Source organism: Kitasatospora sp. NPDC005751, assembly GCF_040630835.1.
Taxonomy (GTDB): Bacteria; Actinomycetota; Actinomycetes; order Streptomycetales; family Streptomycetaceae; genus Kitasatospora.
Genome location: NZ_JBEXYC010000039.1, coordinates 38049 through 58628 on the forward strand (window position 1 = coordinate 38049; position 20580 = coordinate 58628).

Here is a 20580-nt window from a genome sequence, read left to right on the forward strand (position 1 = left end):
CGATGACGAACCCACCCTCCGGCTACGGCCACCCGTCGGACGAGAACCCGTACGGCAAGCAGCCGCCGCCGGCGCAGCCGGGCTACGGGGCCCCGCAGGGCCCCTACGACCCGCAGCCCGGCGCCGCCTACCCGCAGCCCGGCTACGCCCAGGGCGCTCCCGGCTACCCGCCGCCCGCGCAGGGTTACCCGCAGGGCGGCGGCCAGGCCCCGCCGTGGGTCGGCCCGACGGGTCCGTACGGACCGCCGCCGCCCGGGAGCCGGACCCTGGCCACCCCGGCCGACCGCTTCCTGGCCCGTCTGATCGACCTGGGCGTGCTGCTGATCCCGTTGATCGTGCTCCAGCTGGCCTTCACGACCGTGGCGGGTTCTATCCTGGCCGCCGTCATCGGCGCGCTGATCGTCTTCGCCTACGAGGCGGCGATGATGCTCAGCCAGGGCCAGCAGACCGTCGGCAAGAAGGCGATGAAGCTGCGGGTGGTCTCGGCGACGCACGGCGGCCGCCCGAGCGACAACGAGCTGTGGACCCGCAGCGCGGTCTACGGCCTGCCCCAGGCGGTCTACTGCGTCGGCTCGGTGTTCTCGCTGGTGAACGTGTTGTCGCTGCTCTGGGACAAGCCGCTCCAGCAGTGCTTCCACGACAAAGCGGCCAAGACCGTGGTGGTCAAGGAGTCCTGACCGCGGGCCGGTCCGCCCGGCGGGCCCGATGGAGCCCGGTCGCCCCGATCGTCGTCGGCGGTGACCGGGCTCCGTGCGTTCTGGTCGCACCGGGCAGCCCGGCAGCATGCCCCGACGAGGTCAGCTCGGGGCGGACGGGGCGAGCGGCGCTTCGCCGGCCAGGAGCCGGTCCTCGCACCAGGCCACCGCGTCGTCGCGGCTGGTGAAGGCCTGCCAGTCGGGGTGCCCGTCGGCCGCGCCCAGGAACGGCTCCTGGGCGGCGACGACGATCCGGTGGCCCCGCTGGGCGATGTCCGCCAGACCGGCGGCGAGCATCGCGGCGGAGCCGGGGCGGATGCCGGTGACGGCCATCAGGTCCAGCACCAGCCAGCCGGGTGTCGCGGGGACGGCCCCCTCGACGGCGCCCAGCAGCTGCTCGGTCTCGGTGAACTCCAGCTCGCCCTGGGCGCCGACGGCGATGATGCGCTGCCGGCTGCGGTTGAGCAGCGCGGTCTGCTCCGGGCTGCGGGTGCGGGAGGAGCGCGCGCCGTGCCCGGTGTCGGTGACGGTGGCCGTCAGGTGCACCGGTGCGTGCATGAGGTGGAGGGTGAGCCGCTCGGACATCGCGGTGAGCGCGGCCACGCCCCGCACGGAGTTGCCCTCCCGGTCCAGCGGCGGGCTGTAGACCGCGACCCCGAACCGGCCCGGGCTGGCCGCGATCAGCCCGCCGGCGACCCCGCTCTTGGCCGGCAGCCCGACGTTCAGCAGCCACTCCCCGGCGCCGTCGTACATCCCGCAGGTGGCCATGACCGCCAGGGTCCGCACCGCCACGCTCCGCTCCACGACCCGCTCGCCGGTGACCGGGTTGCGGCCGCCGTTGGCCAGGGTCGCGGCCATCACCGCGAGGTCGGCCGCGGTGACCAGGACGGAGCACTGGCGGAAGTAGGTGGCCGTCACGGCGTACGCGTCGTCGGTCAACGAGCCGGCCGAGCGCATCAGGTAGGCCAGCGCGCGGTTGCGGTCGCCGCTGGCGGCCTCGGAGGCGTACACCTCCTCGTCGTAGCCCAGTCGGCGGCCGGCGAACGCGGACAGGCAGTCCAGGATCCGGGCGGACCGCGCCTCGGGGTCGGCCGCCGCGACCAGGGCGGTGGTGGCGATCGCGCCGGCGTTGACCATCGGGTTGGCCGGGCGCCCGGTGACCGGCTCCAGGCTGATGGCGTTGAAGGCCTCGCCGCTGGGCTCGGCGCCGACCCGTCGGAGCATCTCGTCGGGCCCGAGGTCGGTGAGGGCCAGTGCGTAGACGAAGGGCTTGGAGACCGACTGGATGGTGAACTCGGTGTCGGCCTTGCCCGCCTGGTAGCGGCGGCCGCCCATGCTGGTGATGGCGATCCCGAAGTCGTCGGGGTCGGCCTGGGCGAGCTTCGGGATGTAGGAGGCGACTTCGCCGTCCGTCAGCCCGCTGATCCGCCGGTGCAGTTCGTTGAGCGCCTTCGTCACCGGGTCCATGCGCGCACCCCTTCCGTTCCCGCTCCGCCGTTCCGGCCTCCCGGGCCCCAGGGCGCCCGCTGCCGCTGCCCACCGGGAGGCCCACCCGGGAGGCCCACTGGTCGGGAGGCCGGTCGGGAGGCCCACCCGGGAGGCCCGGTCGGGTGGGGCCGGACGAAGCCGCGCTCAGCAGCATGCCAGGGGCGCGGCCCGCACCCGCCCGCGACGCACCGGCGGCGGTCGCCGCCCCGCCGCCCCGCCGACCGGGGGGTCGCCGGTGCCCGGGGCGCCCGATGCACGGGGCCCGCTCGGGCGCGGCAGCCGTTCCGCGGGTGCCGGGAACGGACGCTGACCGGCCTTGGTGTGATGAGCCCTCTATTCGGGACATCTCGCGGAAGGCTGTCCGGATCCCCCCGGCAGGCCCGATCCTGGACGGACGAGTGGTCACCCACCCCGGGGGAGTGCCGAATGTGGTCCGCAGCTGTCTCCTGGCCCCTGCCCGAGGGCGCCCCGGGCCCGTGGCAGGACGTGCTCTTCCGGGCCCTGCTCACCGCCGTCGTCCTGTCGGCCGCCCAGGAGCCGCTGCGCGGGCTGGGAGTCGGTGCGACCTGGCGGCCGGGCACGCTCGGCGCGCGGGTGGGCGACCGCCTCGTCGGGCCCGCGGTCCGGACCGTCCTCGCCGCCGTGCTGGTGCTCGCCGGGTGCGCGTTCACGGCCGGTATCCTCCCGGTGACGGCGACGGTGGTCATGGCCGCGGTCTTCGTGCCGGTCACCACCGTCCACCTGTCGCAGGAGTTCGCCGGGTACGTCACCGAGGACGACGACGGCACCCGCCACTTCAAGGTGCACCACCACCTCCACCTGACCGGGCTGGCGCTGCTCGCCATGGCGGGTGCCGGGCTCGCCGCCGCTCCCGGCGCCGACCCGCACCGGGTGACCGCGTCGATGGCCGGAGGGCTGTGGGGAGCGGTGGCGGCCCACTACGTCGTCTCGGCCGTCTCCAAGGTGCGCAAGCGCGGGCTGCGCTGGCCGGACCGCCGGCTCTTCCCCTTCTACCTCACCCTGTTCGACCGGTTCCGGACCGGGGACGGCGAGCGCGTCCGGGACGCCGGCCCGGTCCGCCTCCTGGTCCGCCGGCCGGGCGCGGGCGTGCCGCTCCTGTGGGCGACGCTGCTGCTGGAGGCCGGCACCCCGCTGATGCTCGCCGGGTTCTGGCCGCGCGCGGCGATCGGTCTGGGCCTGGTGCTCTTCCACCTGGGCTCGCGGTGGCTGCTCGCGGTCGACTTCCGGGAGAACGCCATGCTGGCGGGGCTGGCCGCCCTGCCGCTGCCGGCCGGTGCGGGGCCGGGCGTCGCCCCGGACTGGACGGGCCCGGTGGCGTTCGCGGTGTGCGCGGTGCTCTCGTTCGCCCTGGACGACCGGGTCTACCCCTTCTCGAACCTGCCCATGTTCGCGGACGCCTACCGCCCCTCGCCCGTGGTCACGCTCCGCTGCTCCAACGGTGCGGACATCCTGCCGGCCCCCGCGACGGCGGGCTGCTCCACGGCCGGACTGTCGCGCGAGTACGCCGCCGCGGACGGCGATCCGGACGCCTTCTGCGCACGGGTGCGCGAGCGGGTGGCCGCCACCGGAGCCGTCCTCCCGGCGGACACCGCGCTGTGGGTCGAGATCGTCGACGTCACGCCCGGCGGTACGGTCGCCGCGGCGCTGCGCCGGCTCCGGCCGCTCGCGCCGGCCGACGAGGAGCGGGAGCCGAGCCCGGGCGCGTGACCCGCCGTCGGGCCCGGTGCTCGGGTCCGGTGCTCCGGTCCGAGTACCGGACCGGAGGCCCGGGCCCGGTGCTCCGGCCCGGTCGGCAGGTCAGCGCCGGGGCTTGTGCGCGAACACCCAGCGGTTGCCCGCCAGCGCGTCGTTCTGCTCGGGCAGCGGGCCGCGGCCGTGCCGGTGGGTGAACTCGAAGGGGGTGCTGACGGAGGTGGTCCAGCCCCGGTCCGCCAGGGCGCCCGCCGAGTCGGGCCGGGGTTCGAGGTTGAACAGGGTGAGCAGGTCGATCCCGATCTGCTCCCTCGTCGCGGTGTAGAGCGGACTGTCTCGGTACCGCAGCAAGTCCGGTTCGAGCTTGGCCTCGTACGCCAGGGCGCTGCCGCCGGTGCTCAACCGGTCCACCGCGCCGACGAGGTGCGACTCGACGGCGCTGGGCAGGTAGAACAGCAGCCCCTCGGCCAGCCAGACGCTCGGGGCGGCCGGGTCGAAGCCCGCGCCGGTCAGCGCCCCGACCCAGTCGGCGCGCAGATCGGCCGGGACGGGTACGCGCGCCGCCCTCGGGACGGCGGACAGCCCGTCGAGGACCCGGTGCTTGAACGCCAGCACCCCGGGCCGGTCGATCTCGAAGACCACGCAGCCGGGCGGCCAGTCCAGCCTGAACGCCCGTGCGTCCAACCCGGCTCCGAGCAGCACCACTTGGCGGGCGTCGGTGCGGACCGAGCGGAGCAGGAAGTCGTCGAGGACCCTCGTTCGCAGACCGAAGTAGCGGGCGAACCGCCCCCAGAGCGGGTTCGCGTCCCCGCCCGGGGCCTCCCGCCCCCGGACCGGCCAGCCCGCGGAGGCCGGGGCGGCGCGCACGAAGTGCTCCGCGAAGGCGTCCTGGGCCAGGCTGTCCCGGCGGTGGGTCTCGATCGCCCGTGCGGCGGCGACCAGCAGCGCGGTGACCCCGACGCCCCCTTCCACGCCGCTGTTCCGATCCGTGGTGTCGGTCATGCGTCCCTCCCTGGGGTGAAGCCCTACCGCGATGGCGTGGTCGAGGACGGCGCTTCCGTCGCCGGCCCGGGCACCGGGTGGCCGGCGGTGCGGGCCGTGCGGGCCGTCGGCGTGGTGCGGGCCGGCGGCGCGGCACGGCGGCGACGCAGCGCCGCGCCGACGACCTTCCGCAGGACGGAGGGCTGGAAGAGCAGGGTGGGCGGCGCGACCATGTTGGCGACCCGGACGAACCGGGACCACACCTCCGGGTCGTGCACCGCCACCGTGAACACCTGGGAGTTGTACCAGTGGGCCACCCGGGCCGGCAGCGGCCGCCCGTCCGGGTTCCACATCAGGTCCGAGTTGCTCGACAGCGTCCAGGGCACCAGCAGCACGCGGGCCAGCCGGCGCTGGAACCGGCGGCCCAGTCCGTCCAGTCCCTCGCCCCCGGCCCGGCGGGCGGCCAGCATCCGCTGCAGGAGCCGGGCCTCCAGCGCCGCCACGGTGAGCCCCTGCCCGTACACCGGGTTGAACACGCAGACCGAGTCGCCGACGGCGAGCAGGCGCTCGGGCCAGTCCCTGACCCGGTGGTACTGGCCCCACTGGTTGTTCGGATTGACGTACCGGCGGGTCGGCTCCGGACGGGTGCGGCGCTCGATCAGCTCGGCCAGCAGGGGGTTCGCCAGGCTCCGGGCGAAGTCGAGGTACCCCTGGTCGTCGGTCGGCGGCACCTGGTCGTCGAAGCCGAACAGCGAGCACGTCCAGCGGTTCCGCTCGACGGCCAGGATGACGCCGCCGCGCGGGATGCCCGGCGCGAAGGTCATCTGGTAGGCGGCGTCGAAGTCCGGGCGGTCCCGCTCCGGCCTGGCGAAGACCATCGAGGTGTAGGTGATCTTCGCCTTCACCACACGCGGCGCGGGCACCCGCACGCCCAGGGCGTCGAGCCGGCCGTCCAGCCCGCCGGCGCGCCCCGAGGCGTCGACCACCAGGTCCGCCGCCAGGGTGGCCGGCTCCTCGGCGCCGGCCACCCGGTACACCACCCCGGTCACGGCCCCGGGACGCTCCGCGAGCAGGCCCTCGCAGCGTGCCGGGGCCAGCAGCCTCACACCGGGCAGGGCCAGCACCCGGCGCCGCAGCCGGCGTTCCAGCTCGTCCCGGGTGAACGACTGGATCAGCACGCCCGTCGGGTGCCGCGGGGCGAAGCCGGCCGGCTGCAGGAAGCTCATCCGCTCCCCGTAGTCGTAGACCGGGGCGCCGAGTTCACGCAGTTCCTCGCGCAGGCCCGGGAAGAGCGTCTCCAGCACCTCCGCGCCCCTGGCCAGCATGGCGTGCGCGTGGTGGCCCTGCGGGGCGTGCGGGTGGACGCCGGTGTGCTCGTCCACCTCGTCCCGCTCCAGGAGGACGACCTCGCGGAAGCAGTCGGTCAGCACCCGCGCCGTGACGAGACCGGCGTACCCGCCGCCGATGACCACGGCCCTCTCCCAGCGACGGTCCGACTCGTGCGCCCGCGTTCCCATGGACCCCTCCTCCGACGGCCCGGTGCCCGTCTCCCGCACCAGGGTGCAGGCGCGTCGGGACCGCTGACCAGAGCGACGCCCGCCCACTGCTTCCACGCGCCCCCATGTGCCCCGTCGCACTCCGTCGGTCGTACCGCGGCCGCCGGGGTCCGTCCGGGCGGGGTGGCGGGGGTCGGCGAGCCGTCCCGCCCGAACCCCGCCGGGCGGCCGGCGGTTCAGCGGCCGCCGCAGAAGGACGCCTCCAGGAAGGCCGGCATGACGGTGACCCGGGCCGCCTGGTCCGTCCAGTCGCCCCGGTCGGTGAACGAGAGCGCGACCTGGCGGTTGGCGCCACCTCCCTCACCGGCGCCGGCCGCGACCCGGCCGAGCCACCCCGCCGGGCGACCACCACGCTGCGCCTGCACGCCGACGGTCGGATCGACCTGCACCGCCACGGCGCCCAGGACCACCCCCACGGGAGCGCCGACCGGTACCTCGAACGGGTCCGAGGCCGGCTACCGGGGCACGGCGGCCCCGAACGGCCGCCCCCGAACGAGCTGTGACGTCGTGTCGGGACGCCGGTGCCCGCGCGTCACCCGGCCGACTTCTTTGTGTCATCCGCCAGTACGGCCGTCGCACCGCGCGGAGGAGACTCGTCGCCACGGCCCCGGCGGGCCTCCACCCGCCGCGTCCGGCGAGCCGGAGTGGCCGCGTACCGGACGAAGCACGGGCGAAGGACATCAAGGGGGCGGCACGTGAGCGTGCAGCAGTACGACGGGATCGGCGAGGCGTTCGAGGGTTTCAAGTCCCTGCCGCTGATGCGTTACGGGGAGGTGCCGAGCTTCCTCGGCATGGTCGGGGACGTGAAGGGCAGGTCGGTCCTCGACCTGGCGTGCGGCACCGGCTTCTACAGCAGGGAGTTCAAGCGGCGCGGCGCCTCCGAGGTGTTCGGCGTCGACATCTCCGTCGAGATGATCGCCGCCGCGCGGGACATGGAACGGCGTGAGCCGCTGGACGTGCGCTACGAGGTCGGCGACGTCGCCGAGCTGGCGCCGCTGGATCGGCGGTTCGACCTCGCGCTGGCCGTGCAGTGTCTCAACTACGCGGAATCCGTGGAGCAGCTGGAGCGGATGTGCCGCAACATCCACCGGAACCTGGTGCCCGGCGGCGAGTTCTTCGTGTTCGCCCAGCGGCCCGACTACGCGTTCGACTGTCCGTCCCTGGAGCGGTACGGGTTCCGCTGCGAGCCGATCGGCGAGGAGGCCGGGACCGGTCCGCGGGTGCGGGTCACGGCGCTCCTCGACCCGCGGCCGATCAGCATCGTCAGCACCGTTCCGCGTCGCGAGGTCTACGAGGAGTGCCTGCGGGCGGCCGGATTCCGTGACCTGGAGTGGGTGCCGATCCAGGTGTCCGAAGCCGGCCTCCGCGAGTTCGGCGCGGAGTTCTGGGCGGACCTCCTGGCCAAGCCGCCGCTGGTGATGCTGCGCTGTCGTGCCTGAGGTGCGTGCCTGAGGTGTGTGCCTGAGGTTGGTGTCGGGTCCGGTGCCGAAGAAGTTTCGGCACCGGACCCCGGGCAGTCCGGCCCTCAGAGCGTGAGGACGGGACGGGTCGAGAAGTCCTCGCAGAGACCGTCGCCGTCCGGGCCGTGCACGAACTCGGCCATGAAGGGGTTCCGGTTGGCCGTGGCCAGCGGCAGCCACCCCAGCAGGGAGCCGTACCCGCCGCACACCGACTCGCTGCCGTCCCCGCCGTGGACGGACGCGGTGTCGCTGCTCACCTCGGTGCGGTAGGTGTCGTAGGCGATGCGCAGCCCGAAGGCGTTCGGCCGGCTCTGCGGCCCGTCCGGCTCTCCGGAGGGGATGCGGTCGAGCGGGCAGTCGTCGCCCCAGCGGAAGAGCGTGGTGGCGCCGGCCCCGCAGGCGTGCTCCCACTCGTCCGGGCTCGGCATCCGTAGCCCGCGGGCCGCGAGGACGGCCGGCATGTCGCAGGAGGCCTCGGTCAGCTCCTCGTCCTCCACGGCCATCAGCACGGTGGCCAGGGTGACGGTCCGTCGCGGGCTGAGCACCTGGGCGAGGTGCTCCCGGAGGTCGGCGCCGTAGCCGAAGCCGTGCTCCAGGCTCGCCGCGTAGTCGGCGCTCTGCTCGGGCGTCGGCCGCCAGGCGTCGAGGTCGAACCCGAGCGTCACCCGGCCGCCGGGGATCAGCGCGAACTCCTGGTCATCCCGTTCGATCCGGACGCGGTGCAGCGGGGCGCCGAGGTGCTCGACGGTCTCCAGCGCGGTCACCCGGCCGCCCACCAGCTCCGCCGCCCCGTGGGCGACGCGGCGTGCGGTCGGCAGGTCGAACGACCGCCACTGGTCGAGGCTGAGGGCGCTGAGGGACATGTGCCGCAGTGTGCCACGGCCCTCCGACAGGGAGGCACGCCCCGACACCGGCCATGACCGAAGGCCCGCCAGGGCCGTTCAGCGGTCCAGCAGTTCCGCGAAGCGGTCCAGCGCGCGATTCGTGCGGTCGCGGTCGCCGGTGGTGGTGAGGTCGAACAGCAGGCCCCGGACGACGGCCATGATCAACGTGGGCGTCACGGTGTCGTCGGGGCCGCTGGAGACGTCGCGGAAGGTGGCGCCGAGCGTGTCGAACCAGTCCGTGATCGCCTCGCCCTGCTCGGGGTAGGCCTCGGGGTGAACCAGCCCGTCGGCGTGCACCTCGAAGAACAGCCGGACGAACGGGGCACGTTCCTCCGCGCTGATCCACGCCCAGATGCCGCGCAGCCGCTCCTGGACGGTGCCCGTCGTCGGCCCAACGTGCCCGGTCAGGCGCGCGGCACCTCGGCGCCGAGCCTCGGCGAGGACCGCCGCCACCAACTCCTGTTTGCTGCCGAAGTCGTAGAGCAGCATCCGCGGGCTGGTGTCGAGGGCCGCGGCCATCGGCCGCAGGCTGAGTCCGGTCAGGCCGTGCGCCAGCACGTAGTCGGTCGCCCGTGCCAGCGTGCGCTCCCGACGGGCGGGGTCGGCGGGTCTCCCCACGGTGGATCTCCGCTCGGTTTCTCGAAGTTGAGACAGCATCAGCGAGTATATGGTACGACTGTTTCACTAATGAGGGGAGATCACCTTGCACACCTTCGACCGAGCACTCGTCCTGGGCCCCGGGGGCCACGTCGGCACCGCCTGGATGGCAGGGCTGGCCCACGGGTTGCGCCTGCGCGGTGTGGAACTGGGCGGAGCCGACGTGATCGTCGGGACCTCGTCCGGCGCGATCGTCGCGGCGCTGCTCGCCACCGGCCAGGATCTGGAGCGGCTCGCGACGGCGGCCCGCCGGCCGGAGCACCGGGTCACGGCGGACCCCGGGCGGACGGGCGAGGTGTTCGCCGTGCTCGGCGACCGCGGCCTGGAGCCCGACGAGGCCCGCCGCCGCGTCGGCCGCCTCGCGCTCGACGGCGCCGACTCCCACGCCGAGGAGGCGCTGATAGCGGGCCGTGCCGCGCTGATCGGCGCGGACACCTGGCCCGAGCGCCGACTGCTGATCACCGCCGTGGACACGACCTCCGGTGAGCCCGTGGTGTGGGACCGCGACAGCGGTGTGCCGCTGGCGCACGCGGTGGCGGCGAGCAGCGCCTTCCCCGGGGTCGCGCCGCCCGTCGCCGTCGACGGCCGGCGGTACATGGACGGTGCGCTGCGCGCGGGGCCCAACGCCGACCTCGCCGTGGGAGCCCGCACGCTGGTCGTGGTCGAGCCGATGGCCCACCTGTTCCCCCGGGAGCTGCTCGACCAGCAGCTGGCGGCCGTGGGAGCGGCGCGCGTCGTGACCATCGGTCCCGATCCGGCCTCGGTCAGCGCTTTCGGCCCGGACCTGGGCGACCTGGCGGCCTGGGAGCCGGCCTACCAGGCGGGCCTTCGCCAGGCGGGCGACGTCGACGAGGAACTCCGCGCCACGTCGACGCCGGAGCCCGACGCGCGCTGACCCCCGACCACGTCGGCACACCGCCGGCGGCGACAGCCCACCGGACGGTCACGGCGTGGGCCGACCCGCCCTCCCCGAGCCCCCGGCGGGCCCGCTGTCCCGCTGTCCCGCCTCTTCCGGGGCCCGCTCGACCGGCCGACGACGGTGCCGCGGTCGGCCGAGCGGGCAGCCTTCCGGCCCGTCCTGGCGGAGGTCAGTCGTCGTCGGCTACCGCTCCCACGGGGCGCAGTCAGTGGTTCGCGTCCTGGGCCTGCCAGATCAGTCCCCGCCCGGCGGCCGCACTGGCGTAGGCGTCGTCCCAGTTGTCGTAGTACAGGGTGTCGGCCGCATCGTTGAACCGCGATGCGGCCCCCCGGAGGAGGTCCTGCAGCTCCTCGGTGAAGCACGGAGCCGCGTAGGACAGCTGGGCGGCGTCCGTGAGGCCGACGGCGGCGTTGCCCTTGTCCCGGTAGCTGATGGCCTGCTCGGCCTGGGCGGCGATGTCGTCGATGGTGTTGAGCGCGCTCCCGCAGGCAGGTGTCGCGGGGCGGGCGGTGGCCGTCGTGACGACGCTGCCCAGGCCGACGGCCATCGCCGCGGTGACCACGGCGAAGCGGCCGAGAGTCTTTCGCATCATGCTGCTTCCTCCACTCATGCCGCCGGAACCGTGCGCGATCTCCGGGGCTCGTTCCCGGTCGAGGTGTCCCGCCGGGCTCTCCACCTTCGCGAGAGCTCACGTTGTCCACAACAGGAACGGGCGGAACCGCAGTTCGGCCGCGGACAATGGCCATTGTCCGCGGCCGGAAGCCGTGCGTCCGCCGTCGGCGGCCGGGCGTGCCGGTCCGGCCGGACGCCCGCCGCGCCCCGTCGCGGCGCAGGAGGGCGCCGGCGCCGACCGACGACGGGCAGGATCACCGCCCGGCATCGGGTCTCCGCCCTCGGGTGCGTGGGGGCGGGTTTTGGGGGCAGGCGCTGGATACGGACTGGAAACGGACGGAGGATCGGGCCATGGGCGACGCGTCGGTGAGGGCCACGGGATGGGCCCGCTCATTCCCCATAGCGGGCGGTGTCCGGGCGGGGCGGCGGTGGACCCGGAACCACCTGCGCTCGCTCGCGTGGACGCGGGACGCGCCCGAGACCGTGGACGCCGTCCTGCTCACCGTCTCCGAGCTGCTGACCAACGCCCACATCCATGCCCACAGCAGCGCCGAGCTGGTGCTGGTGTGGGACGGCCGGTGCCTGCACGTGTCCGTCCACGACGGGAGCACCGCGGTGCCGGAGCCGCGCAGCGCGGGCACCGACGCTCTCAACGGGCGGGGGATGGCGATCGTGGACGCCCTCGCCGACGAGTGGGAGATCCGCCGCCAGCGGGAGGGGAAGACGGTGATCGCCTGTTTCCACCCGCCGGGCGAGCGGGACCCGCACCCGCGCGACACCGCCGGGCGGCTGTGCGGCCCGGCCTGAGGGCCCGCCGGGGCCCGCCCGCCGATGTCGCGGTCCGCCCACGTCACGGACCGCCGCTCAGCGGACCTTGATGGAGTCCTGGAGCGAGCGGTCCCGCCGTTCGATCGGGCCGTCGGTGTACAGCATGAGGGTGTCGCCGGTCTTCAGCTGGATCTCGCCCTCCTCGTACTCGGCCTGGTCGATCGCGCCGAGCAGGATGCCGGCGACCGCGGGCGGTTTGCGGGCCTGGCCGTCACGCAGCAGGAGCGGCGGCAGGTGGCCCGCCCTCGCCCAGCGCGGCACGTGGGGGCGCGGCTGGTAGAGCGCGCAGACGGCGGTGGCGGTCACGTTGTCGGTCAGGTGGTGCGTCACCCTGTTCAGCCAGGCGAGGAGCTGGGTGGGGCCGGCGCCGGTGGCGGCCAGGCCGCGCAGCGCGTTGCGCAGGGCGACCGTGCCGGTGGCGGCGCCGAGGACGGGGCGGGCAGGGTGATCGGCTGCCCGCCCGTGAGGGCCCTGGCGCCGGGGAGGCGGCCGGCACCTCCGGCGGCCCCGGGACGGCGCTGTGCCCGGTCGGTCGACGGGCTCCGTCACCAGTAGTGCTTGCGTCCGCCGACGGCGTGCCCGACCGCTCCCAGGATCCACAGGATCAGTCCCACGACGACGAGGACCGCTCCGATCGTCCACAGGATGCCGAGGCCGGTGAGGAGACCGATGACGAGAAGGATGATTCCGAGGACGATCATGCCGCGCTCCTTGGGCTCTGTGAGCTCTTCCCCCGCGCCGTGCGTCTGCCCGATTGCCGACGGGTCAACCGGCCCTCGCCGGTTTGTTGTCGCCCGGACGGGCCGCCCCACCCGAACGAGCCCGAGGTGCCCCCGCCGAGCCCCGGGCCGCCCGTCGGGAACGCCCCGCGACGGGGATTGGCCGCCGGGGGACCGGAAAGACGCGGGGTATGTCCATCTTGCGAGCCTGTGCCCGACCGATGCTGGCGTCGATGTTCCTCTACGGAGGCGCCGACGCCCTACTGAACCCCGCCCGGCTGGAGGCCGCCGCCGAACCGGTGGTCGACCCGCTCGCCGAGCACGTCCCGGCCGTTCCGCGCCGGCCCGAAACGGCGATCCGCCTCAACGCCGCGGCCCAGGTGGTGGCCGGCGCGCTGCTGGCGTCCGGCCGTCTCACCCGGCCCGCCGCGCTCGCGCTGGCGGCGACCCTCGTCCCGGTCACCCTGGCCGGCCACCGGTTCTGGGAGGTCAAGGACGAGGAGGAGCGCGCCCGGCAGCGCATCCACTTCCTGAAGAACCTGTCGATGTGCGGCGGGCTGCTGATCACGGCGGCGGACACCGGAGCGGGGCCGTCGCTGGCCTGGCGCGCCCGGCACCGGCGGTGGACCGGCTGACGCCCGCTCCCGGTGCGCCCGCCCACGACGGGCGGGCGCACCGGGGCGGACCCGGCGTCAGCCGGCCGCCGCGAGGCTCTCCCGCGCGGCCCCGGCCACGGCCTCGGCGGTGAGTCCGAACTCGCTGTACAGGCGCCGGTAGTCGGCGGAGGCGCCGAAGTGGTCGAGGCTGACGATCCGGCCGTGCGGGCCGACCAGCTCGCGCCAGCCGAGCGCCACGCCCGCCTCCACGCTCACCCGCGCCGCCACCGCGGGCGGCAGGACGCCGTCGCGGTACTCGCGCGGCTGCGCGGCGAACCACTCCAGGCACGGCAGCGACACCACCCGGCTCGCCACGCCCTCGCCGGCCAGCTGCTCCTGCGCCGCCAGCGCGAGGTGCACCTCGGAGCCGGTGGCCAGCAGCAGGACCCGGGGCGGGGCGCCGTCGGCCGGGTCGCGCAGCACGTAGCCGCCGCGGGCGGCGCCGTCCGCCGGTGCGCACCCGCCGGTCCCGCGGTCGAGGACGGGCACCTTCTGCCGGGTGAGGACGAGGCCGGTCGGCCGGTCGTGGTGCTCCAGCAGCGCGTGCCAGCAGGCGGCCGTCTCGTTGGCGTCGCAGGGGCGCACCACGTCGAGGCCGGGGATCGCGCGCAGCGCCGCGAGGTGCTCCACCGGCTGGTGGGTGGGGCCGTCCTCGCCGAGGCCGATCGAGTCGTGCGTCCAGACGTAGACGGTCGGGAGCTCCATCAGCGCGGCCAGTCGCACCGCGGGCCGCATGTAGTCGCTGAAGGTCAGGAAGGTGCCGCCGTAGGGGCGGGTCAGGCTCTGCAGGGCGATCCCGTTGAGGATGGCCCCCATGGCGTGCTCCCGGATCCCGAAGTGCAGGGTGCGGCCGTACGGGCCGCCCTTCCACTCCGCGGTCTCCACGCCCTCGGGCAGGAAGGAGGGCTCGCCGTCCATGGTGGTGTTGTTGCTCCCGGCGAGGTCGGCCGAGCCGCCCCACAGCTCGGGCAGGACCGGTGCGAGCGCGGTGAGCACCCGGCCCGAGGCGGCGCGGGTGGCCAGCCCCTCCCGGTCCGCGGGGAAGGCCGGCAGGTGGTCGGCCCAGCCGTCCGGCAGCCGGCGCTCCGTCAGCCGGTCCAGCAGTGCCGCGCGCTCGGGGTGCTCGTCGCGCCAGCGCTCGTAGCGCGGGGTCCAGGCCTCGTGGAGTTCACGGCCGCGCTCGCGTGCCCGGCGGGTGCGGGTGAGGACGTCGTCCTCGACGGTGAAGCTGCGCGCGGGGTCGAAGCCGAGCAGTTCCTTGGTGGCGGCGACCTCCTCGTCGCCGAGCGCGGAGCCGTGGGCCTTGCCGGAGTTCTGGAGGTTGGGGGCGGGCCAGCCGATGACCGTCCGCAGCACCAGCAGCGAGGGCCGGGTGGTCTCCGCGCGGGCGGCCCGGAGCGCGTCGAGGACGGCGTCGACGTCCTCGACGTAGCGGCCGGTGCGGGTCCAGTCGACGGTCTGCACGTGCCAGCCGTAGGCGCGGTAGCGGGCGGCGACGTCCTCGCTGAACGAGACGTCGGTGTCGTCCTCGATCGAGATGTGGTTCTGGTCGTACACCATGGTCAGGTTGCCCAGCCGCTGGTGGCCGGCCAGCGAACTCGCCTCCGCGGTGACGCCCTCCATGAGGTCGCCGTCCGAGGCGAGGACGTAGACGTGGTGGTCGAAGGGGCTCTCGCCGTCCGGGGCGTCCGGGTCGAGCAGGCCGCGTTCCCGGCGGGCCGCCATCGCCATGCCGACGGCCGCGCCCAGCCCCTGGCCGAGCGGGCCGGTGGTGATCTCCACGCCCCGGGTGTGCCGGTACTCGGGGTGGCCGGGGGTGGCGGAACCCCAGGTCCGCAGGGCTTCCAGGTCGGAGAGCTCCAGGCCGTAGCCGGTGAGGTACAGCTGGACGTAGAGGGTGAGGCTGGTGTGTCCGCAGGACAGTACGAAGCGGTCGCGGCCCAGCCACTGGTCGTCACCGGGGTCGTGGCGCAGGACGTTCTGGAACAGCAGGTGGGCCAGTGGTGCCAGGCTCATCGCCGTCCCGGGGTGGCCGTTCCCGGTGCGCTGCACGGCGTCGGCCGCGAGCAGCCGGGCGGTGTCCACGGCCCGGACGTCCACGGCGTCCCAGCCCGCCCGTGCGGCGACGGGGTCGGCCAGCGACTGGTGGCGGGTCGCGGGGTGCTTGTCGGGGGGTGTCACGGGTGTCCTCCCAGGGGGCCGGTCGGGGTCGGTGAGGTCGCCGGGGACGGTTCGGCGCGTCCGCGCGGCCTCCAGCGCCTACCCGGTGACCGGACCCGCATGGCCCGATCCGGTCCGGGATTCACCCGCCCGGTCCGGCCGGCGCGCGGCTGCCCCGTCCGCGACCCGAAGGGCGGGCCCTCCGCACTCCGGTGTCGGGGCGGCGCGCGGGGGTAGCCTCCGGACATGCCACACCACGATCTTGTCGTCCTGGGCGCGGGCTCCGGCAACACGGTGATCGATGACCGCTTCGGCGGCCTCGACGTCGCCGTCGTCGAGGAGGGGCCGTTCGGCGGGACCTGTCTGAACCGGGGCTGCATCCCCAGCAAGATGCTCGCCCACACGGCCGACGTCGCGGACACCGTGCGGGAGGCCGGCCGCTTCGACGTGGACGCCGCACCGGGCGTCCTGCGGTGGCCACGGGTACGCGACCGCGTCTTCGGGCGCCTCGACGGGCAGGCCGCGGAGGGGGAGCAGGGCCGGCGCGGCTCGGACTTCGTCACCGTCCACCGCGGCCGGGCGCGCTTCACCGGCGAACGGACGCTGGTGGTGGAGGGCGACGGGAGAGAGGTGCACATCACCGCGGACCGGGTCGTGGTGGCGGTCGGCAGCCGCCCGCTGGTCCCGCCGCCGCTACGCGACAGCGGGCTGCCCTACGAGACCTCGGACACGATCATGCGGCGCCCGACGCCGCCGCGGCACCTGGCCGTCCTCGGCGGCGGCTACATCGCCGCCGAGCTGGCGCACGTCTTCCACGCGGCCGGCAGCCGGATCACGATCATCGAGAAGCAGGAGACCCTGCTCGCCCCACAGGACGAGTCGGTGTCCCGCGCCTACACCCGGCTGGCCCGCTCCGCGTTCGACGTGCGCACCGGCGTCGAGCTGACCGGACTGGAGGGGGAACCGGGCCGGCTGCGGCTGCGGCTGGACGACGGCTCCGCGGTCGAGGCCGACGCCCTGCTGGTGGCGGTCGGCCGGACTCCCAACAGCGACACCATCGACGCCGACCGGGCCGGCATCGCCCTGCGGGAGGACGGCCGCGTGGTGGTGGACGCCCACCAGCGGACCACCGCGCCGGGCGTCTTCGCCCTCGGTGACGTGTGCACCCCCGTACCGCTCAAGCACGTCGCCAACCGGGAGGCGCAGGTGGTCGCGCACAATCTGCTGCACCCCGACGACCTGATCGCCACCAGCTACGACGCCGTCCCCGCCGCGGTCTTCACCCGCCCCCAGATCGCCCAGGTGGGCCGGACCGAGCAGGAGTGCCGGGACGCCGGCCTCGACTACACGACCGCCACCCGCCGGTACGCGGACGTCGCCTACGGATGGGCGCTGGAGGACACCGCCGGCTTCTGCAAGGTGATCGCGGACCCGGGGACCGGCCGCCTGCTCGGCGCCCACGTCCTCGGCCCGCAGGCGTCCACCCTGATCCAGCCCCTGGTCGTCGCGATGAGCCTCGGTATCGACGTCCCCACCCTGGCCGGCACCCCGTACTGGATCCACCCCGCCCTCACCGAGGTCGTCGCCAACGCCCTGCTCGACCTCGACCTCTGACGGCGGCGCCGGGACGGGCGGACGGTGCCCGACCTCTGACGGCGGGCCCGGACCGGCAGGCGGCGCGGGCGTGCGGAGGGCGCCGTCCGGACGGGATGCGCCGGCCCGGCCATGAAACGGCGGTGTCCGGGCAGACGGGGGACGTGACCACAGGGGTAAGGCGTCCGCTCCGAACGATCGCACCGGCACTGCTCGCCCAGACGGTGCTCATGGTGCTGGCCGGTCTCACGATCACCCACCCGCCGCTGCACCTCTGGCGGCCGGGGGAGAACGCGCTGACCGACCGGCTCGCCGCAGGCCGGGTACCCGTCCTCGACACCGTCACCGCGTGGCTCTCGGTCCTCGCGAGCACCGGGGCCGTGATCGCCGTGGCGGGCGTCGCCGTGCTCGCACTGCTGCTGGGCGCCCGGCGGTGGCGCGAGGCCGCCTTCCTCGGCGGCTCCGTGGCCGCCCAGTCCGCGGTCTTCCTGCTGGTCACCCTGTGCGTGGACCGGCCCCGGCCGACCGCGCCCCGGCTCGACGGCGCACCGCCGACCTCCAGCTTCCCGTCCGGCCACGTCGGTGCGGCGGTCGCGCTGTACGGCGCACTGGCCGTCCTCGCCGTCCTGCGCCTGCGGGGGCCGCTCCGGCTGCCGCTGTGCGCCCTGGCGGCGCTGCTGCCGGTGCTGGTCGGGTTCAGCCGGCTGTACCGCGGCATGCACCACCCGACCGACGTACTGGCCGGGCTGGTGAACGGCGGCGCCGTGCTCTGGATCATGTGGCGGGCTTTCCTCTCCGACCCCAGGGAGACCACCGTGGCAGCCGTACCCGATCACCCGTCCGCCGGCCGGGCGGTGGTGGTCTTCAACCCCGTCCTGGTCGACGAGGACACCCTCGACCGGATCGACCGCGTCCTCGCCGGCCACGGCTGGGCGGCGCCGACCAGAACCGCCACCAGCGAGGCCGACCCCGGCCGGGGCGCCGCGGCGGCCGCGGTCGCCGCCGGGGCCGACCTGGTGGTGGCCTGCGGCGGCGACGGCACCGTGACGGCGTGCTCGCACGCCCTCGCCGGTACGGGCGTCGCGCTGGCCATCGTCCCCTGCGGCACCGGGAACCTGCTCGCCCGCAACCTCGGCCTGCCGGCGGACCCGGCGCGGGCGCTGGCGGACGCCCTCGCCGGCGGGCCCCGCCGGATCGACCTCGCCCTGGCCGACGGCGACGGCATCACCGCCACGGTGGTCAGCGCCATGGCGGGCATCGGCCTGGACGCCGCGGCGATGGCCGGTACCAGCCGCCGCGCGAAGAAGCGCTGGGGCTGGCCCGCCTATCTGCCTCCGCTGCTCCGCCACCTCGGCGACCGCCGGATGCGGCTCACCGTCACCCTGGACGACGCGCGCCCGCTCCACCGGCGGGCCGCGATGGCCGTGATCGGCAACGTCGGCGCGCTGCAGGGCGGGATCCGGTTGCTGCCGGGCGCCCGGCCGGACGACGGCCTGCTCGACCTCGTCCTGGTCCACCCGCGCGGCCTCGCCGGCTGGCCGGCGGCGGCAGCGCGGCTGCTCACCGGGCGGACCGGCGCGGGGGGCGGGTCGGCGCCGTTCGAACACTTCCAGGCGCGCCGGATCCACCTCACCGCCGACCGGGACCAGCCGCGGGAGCTCGACGGGGAGTGCCTGCCGGCCGGCCGCACCCTGCGGCTGGCCGTCCGGCCCGGCGCCCTGCTGGTCCACACGCCCACGGCCGGCGGGCCCCCGGTCAACGGAGCTGCGGTCGGCGGGCCCCCGGGCGACGCAGCCGCGGGTGACGGAGCTGCGGGCGACGGGTCCCACCCGGTCGGAGCCGATCCCGTCCCGGCCGAACGGAGCAGCTGAGTGGGAACCGCCTCTCGCGTCGGCCACCGCGGCCGCGAGCCCGAGGAGCTCTCCGCCGACGAGGCCGTCACGACGCTGCGCGCGTACGGCCGGTGGCAGTTGCTCAGGGACGCCTTCCTGCGCTTCCGCTACGCCGACGGCTTCAGCCACGCCCGGGCCCTCGCCTTCCAGACCGTGCTCGCCCTCGTCCCGTTCGCGATCGCGGTGGTCGGCCTCTCGTCCGTGCTGCACACCCAGTGGCTCGGCCGGGTGACCGAGCTGACCATCGCCCGGCTCACCGCGGGCCCGAGTTCCGACCTGGTCGACCAGGTCCTGCGGAGCGGCCGCGAGCGCGCGGGAGACGGCGGGAGCGTCGCCCTGTGGGGCGGCGCCGTGTTCTCCCTCGTCAACGTCGCCACCGCGATGTGCCAGATCGAGCGCGGGGCCAACCGGATCTACGGCATCGAACGCGACCGGCCCTTCCACCGCAAGTACGCGCGCGGACTGCTGATGGCCGTGCTGGCCGGTCTGCCGCTCGGCCTCGGCTTCGTCCTGCTGGTGGCGGGCCGGGAGATCGCCGCGGCGGTCGTCGAGGCGGGCGGACCGGGGACCCATCGGGAGGCCCTCGTCTGGGCGGTCCTGCGGTGGCCGGCCGGCATCGTGCTCGCCCTGCTGTCCGCGAGCGTCATCTTCCACCGGGCACCGCGCCGCCGACAGCCCGGCCACACCTGGCTCGCCTTCGGCGCCGCCGTGTACCTGGTGCTGTGGGTCGGCCTGACCGCCCTGCTCGGCCTGTACCTGCGGCTGAGCAACTCGATCGACGCGGTGTACGGGCCGCTGAGCGTGATCATCTCGCTCCTGATGTGGGCCTACCTGACCGCGATCGCGCTCTTCCTCGGGATCGCCTTCGCCGCGCAGCTGGAGGCCGACCGGGCGGGCGTCGAGGAGCCGGTGCTGCCCGACCCCGAGGATGATCGCGCAGGTCGTGGGTAGACGAGCCGTGATGAAAGCTGACCGGAGGCCGCACCGAAGCCCCGCCCGTACCCGGGTCCCCGCGCTGCGCCGGCTCTCCCGGCGCTGGATCACCCGGCGCCGCTTCACCCAGCGCCGGGCCGACCGGCGCTTCGGGGAGCGCCTGCTCGGGGCCGTCCTGGCGTTCGCCGTGGCGGCGGTGCCGGCCGCCGTCCTGCTGGTGCTGATCGAGGCCGGCTGGGAGCCGCTGCGCGAGCTGGACGCCGGGGCGGCGGTGCACCTGAACGAAGCCGTCCGGCACCACCCGCTCCTGCTGGAGACCACGCGGGTACTGAGCAACTGGGTCTGGGACCCGGTCACGATGCGCCTGCTGGTGGCGGCCACCGTCGGCTGGCTGCTGTGGCGGCGGGCCTGGCGGCTGGCCCTGTGGGCGGCCCTCACCGAGCTGGCCGCCGGACTGACCGGCCTGCTGGTCAAGGTCACGGTGGCCCGGGTCCGGCCCCGGCTGCCCGATCCCGTCGCCCACGCGCCGGGCTTCTCCTTCCCGTCGGGGCACGCCATGACCGCCATGGCCTCGTGCGCGATCCTGCTGCTGGTGCTCCTGCCGGTCGTGCCCCGGCGGGCCCGCCCGGTGGCCTGGGCGATCGCCGCGGTGACCGTGCTCGGGACGGGGCTGACCAGGATCGCCCTCGGCGTGCACTGGGTCAGCGACGTCCTCGGGGGCTGGCTGCTCGGGTTCGCGCGATCCACGGTCCTTCGCGCCATCACCGAGCATCCGGTGCCGTTGCGTACGGACTTCGAACTGACCTGGGGAAAGGGCGCCGAGTTCGGCCACAT

19 protein-coding genes and 1 pseudogene are annotated in these 20580 nt (G+C 75.2%); 10 read left to right on the forward strand and 10 right to left on the reverse strand.

Translation table 11 applies throughout. The features are described from left to right. Positions 1–2 precede the first annotated feature (2 nt). Positions 3–677, forward strand: a complete 675-nt coding sequence (locus tag ABZ497_RS26765; RefSeq protein WP_359808840.1) for an RDD family protein — start codon at positions 3–5, stop codon at positions 675–677. A gap of 120 nt (positions 678–797) precedes the next feature. Here the strand turns inward: ABZ497_RS26765 and glsA are convergent, their stop codons facing one another. Beyond that, positions 798–2162, reverse strand: a complete 1365-nt coding sequence (gene glsA / locus ABZ497_RS26770) for a glutaminase A (RefSeq protein ID WP_359808842.1) — start codon at positions 2160–2162, stop codon at positions 798–800. 447 nt (positions 2163–2609) lie between these two features. On the opposite strand from glsA, the gene ABZ497_RS26775 reads away from it, so the two are divergent. Next, positions 2610–3911, forward strand: coding sequence for a hypothetical protein (locus tag ABZ497_RS26775; protein ID WP_359808844.1), 1302 nt, complete (start codon positions 2610–2612; stop codon positions 3909–3911). Positions 3912–4001: 90 nt separating this feature from the next. Here ABZ497_RS26775 and ABZ497_RS26780 read toward each other — a convergent pair whose 3' ends face one another. The 3 genes from ABZ497_RS26780 to ABZ497_RS26790 all read right to left on the reverse strand — a co-directional run bounded on the left by ABZ497_RS26780 (position 4002) and on the right by ABZ497_RS26790 (position 6849). After that, positions 4002–4898, reverse strand: a complete 897-nt coding sequence (locus ABZ497_RS26780; protein WP_359808846.1) for a class I SAM-dependent methyltransferase — start codon at positions 4896–4898, stop codon at positions 4002–4004. Between the two features lie 23 nt (positions 4899–4921). Beyond that, on the reverse strand, positions 4922–6394 hold the full coding sequence (locus ABZ497_RS26785) for an FAD-dependent oxidoreductase (protein WP_359808847.1): 1473 nt from the start codon (positions 6392–6394) through the stop codon (positions 4922–4924). A gap of 215 nt (positions 6395–6609) precedes the next feature. After that, on the reverse strand, positions 6610–6849 hold the full coding sequence (locus ABZ497_RS26790) for a hypothetical protein (RefSeq protein WP_359808849.1): 240 nt from the start codon (positions 6847–6849) through the stop codon (positions 6610–6612). Positions 6850–7128: 279 nt separating this feature from the next. Between ABZ497_RS26790 and ABZ497_RS26795 the strand changes: the two genes are divergently transcribed. Further along, complete coding sequence (locus ABZ497_RS26795) at positions 7129–7872, forward strand: class I SAM-dependent methyltransferase (protein WP_329485498.1); 744 nt, start codon at positions 7129–7131, stop codon at positions 7870–7872. A gap of 86 nt (positions 7873–7958) precedes the next feature. Here the strand turns inward: ABZ497_RS26795 and ABZ497_RS26800 are convergent, their stop codons facing one another. Both ABZ497_RS26800 and ABZ497_RS26805 read right to left on the reverse strand, forming a co-directional pair. After that, positions 7959–8756 (reverse strand): hypothetical protein, encoded by a 798-nt coding sequence (locus tag ABZ497_RS26800; protein ID WP_359808850.1) that lies wholly within the window; start codon positions 8754–8756, stop codon positions 7959–7961. 78 nt (positions 8757–8834) lie between these two features. After that, positions 8835–9395, reverse strand: coding sequence for a TetR/AcrR family transcriptional regulator (locus tag ABZ497_RS26805; protein ID WP_359808852.1), 561 nt, complete (start codon positions 9393–9395; stop codon positions 8835–8837). A gap of 85 nt (positions 9396–9480) precedes the next feature. Between ABZ497_RS26805 and ABZ497_RS26810 the strand changes: the two genes are divergently transcribed. Beyond that, entirely contained in the window at positions 9481–10329 is an 849-nt protein-coding gene (locus ABZ497_RS26810) for a patatin-like phospholipase family protein (RefSeq protein ID WP_359808854.1), read from the forward strand. A 229-nt stretch (positions 10330–10558) separates the two neighbouring features. Here the strand turns inward: ABZ497_RS26810 and ABZ497_RS26815 are convergent, their stop codons facing one another. Next, positions 10559–10945, reverse strand: a complete 387-nt coding sequence (locus tag ABZ497_RS26815) for a hypothetical protein (protein WP_359808856.1) — start codon at positions 10943–10945, stop codon at positions 10559–10561. 371 nt (positions 10946–11316) lie between these two features. Between ABZ497_RS26815 and ABZ497_RS26820 the strand changes: the two genes are divergently transcribed. Continuing rightward, positions 11317–11772: an ATP-binding protein gene (locus tag ABZ497_RS26820; protein WP_359808858.1), complete on the forward strand. Its 456-nt coding sequence runs from the start codon at positions 11317–11319 to the stop codon at positions 11770–11772. 69 nt (positions 11773–11841) lie between these two features. Here ABZ497_RS26820 and ABZ497_RS26825 read toward each other — a convergent pair. Both ABZ497_RS26825 and ABZ497_RS26830 read right to left on the reverse strand, forming a co-directional pair. After that, a pseudogene (locus ABZ497_RS26825) lies at positions 11842–12222 on the reverse strand (PP2C family protein-serine/threonine phosphatase); the annotation flags it as partial. 116 nt (positions 12223–12338) lie between these two features. Further along, positions 12339–12494: a DUF6131 family protein gene (locus tag ABZ497_RS26830; protein ID WP_329485492.1), complete on the reverse strand. Its 156-nt coding sequence runs from the start codon at positions 12492–12494 to the stop codon at positions 12339–12341. 239 nt (positions 12495–12733) lie between these two features. On the opposite strand from ABZ497_RS26830, the gene ABZ497_RS26835 reads away from it, so the two are divergent. After that, positions 12734–13147, forward strand: coding sequence for a DoxX family protein (locus ABZ497_RS26835; protein WP_359808868.1), 414 nt, complete (start codon positions 12734–12736; stop codon positions 13145–13147). A gap of 57 nt (positions 13148–13204) precedes the next feature. Here ABZ497_RS26835 and tkt read toward each other — a convergent pair whose 3' ends face one another. Further along, positions 13205–15349 carry a transketolase gene (gene tkt / locus ABZ497_RS26840; RefSeq protein ID WP_329485490.1) on the reverse strand — a complete coding sequence of 715 codons (2145 nt, stop codon included), beginning with the start codon at positions 15347–15349 and terminating at the stop codon, positions 13205–13207. 225 nt (positions 15350–15574) lie between these two features. On the opposite strand from tkt, the gene ABZ497_RS26845 reads away from it, so the two are divergent. The 4 genes from ABZ497_RS26845 to ABZ497_RS26860 form a co-directional block, all read left to right on the forward strand. Continuing rightward, complete coding sequence (locus tag ABZ497_RS26845) at positions 15575–16942, forward strand: mycothione reductase (protein WP_359808860.1); 1368 nt, start codon at positions 15575–15577, stop codon at positions 16940–16942. A 143-nt stretch (positions 16943–17085) separates the two neighbouring features. Continuing rightward, positions 17086–18792, forward strand: a complete 1707-nt coding sequence (locus tag ABZ497_RS26850; RefSeq protein WP_359808862.1) for a diacylglycerol kinase family protein — start codon at positions 17086–17088, stop codon at positions 18790–18792. Beyond that, positions 18793–19764 (forward strand): YihY/virulence factor BrkB family protein, encoded by a 972-nt coding sequence (locus ABZ497_RS26855; RefSeq protein ID WP_359808864.1) that lies wholly within the window; start codon positions 18793–18795, stop codon positions 19762–19764. A gap of 10 nt (positions 19765–19774) precedes the next feature. After that, positions 19775–20580: phosphatase PAP2 family protein (locus tag ABZ497_RS26860; RefSeq protein WP_359808866.1), on the forward strand; the 806-nt coding region annotated here is incomplete at its 3' end.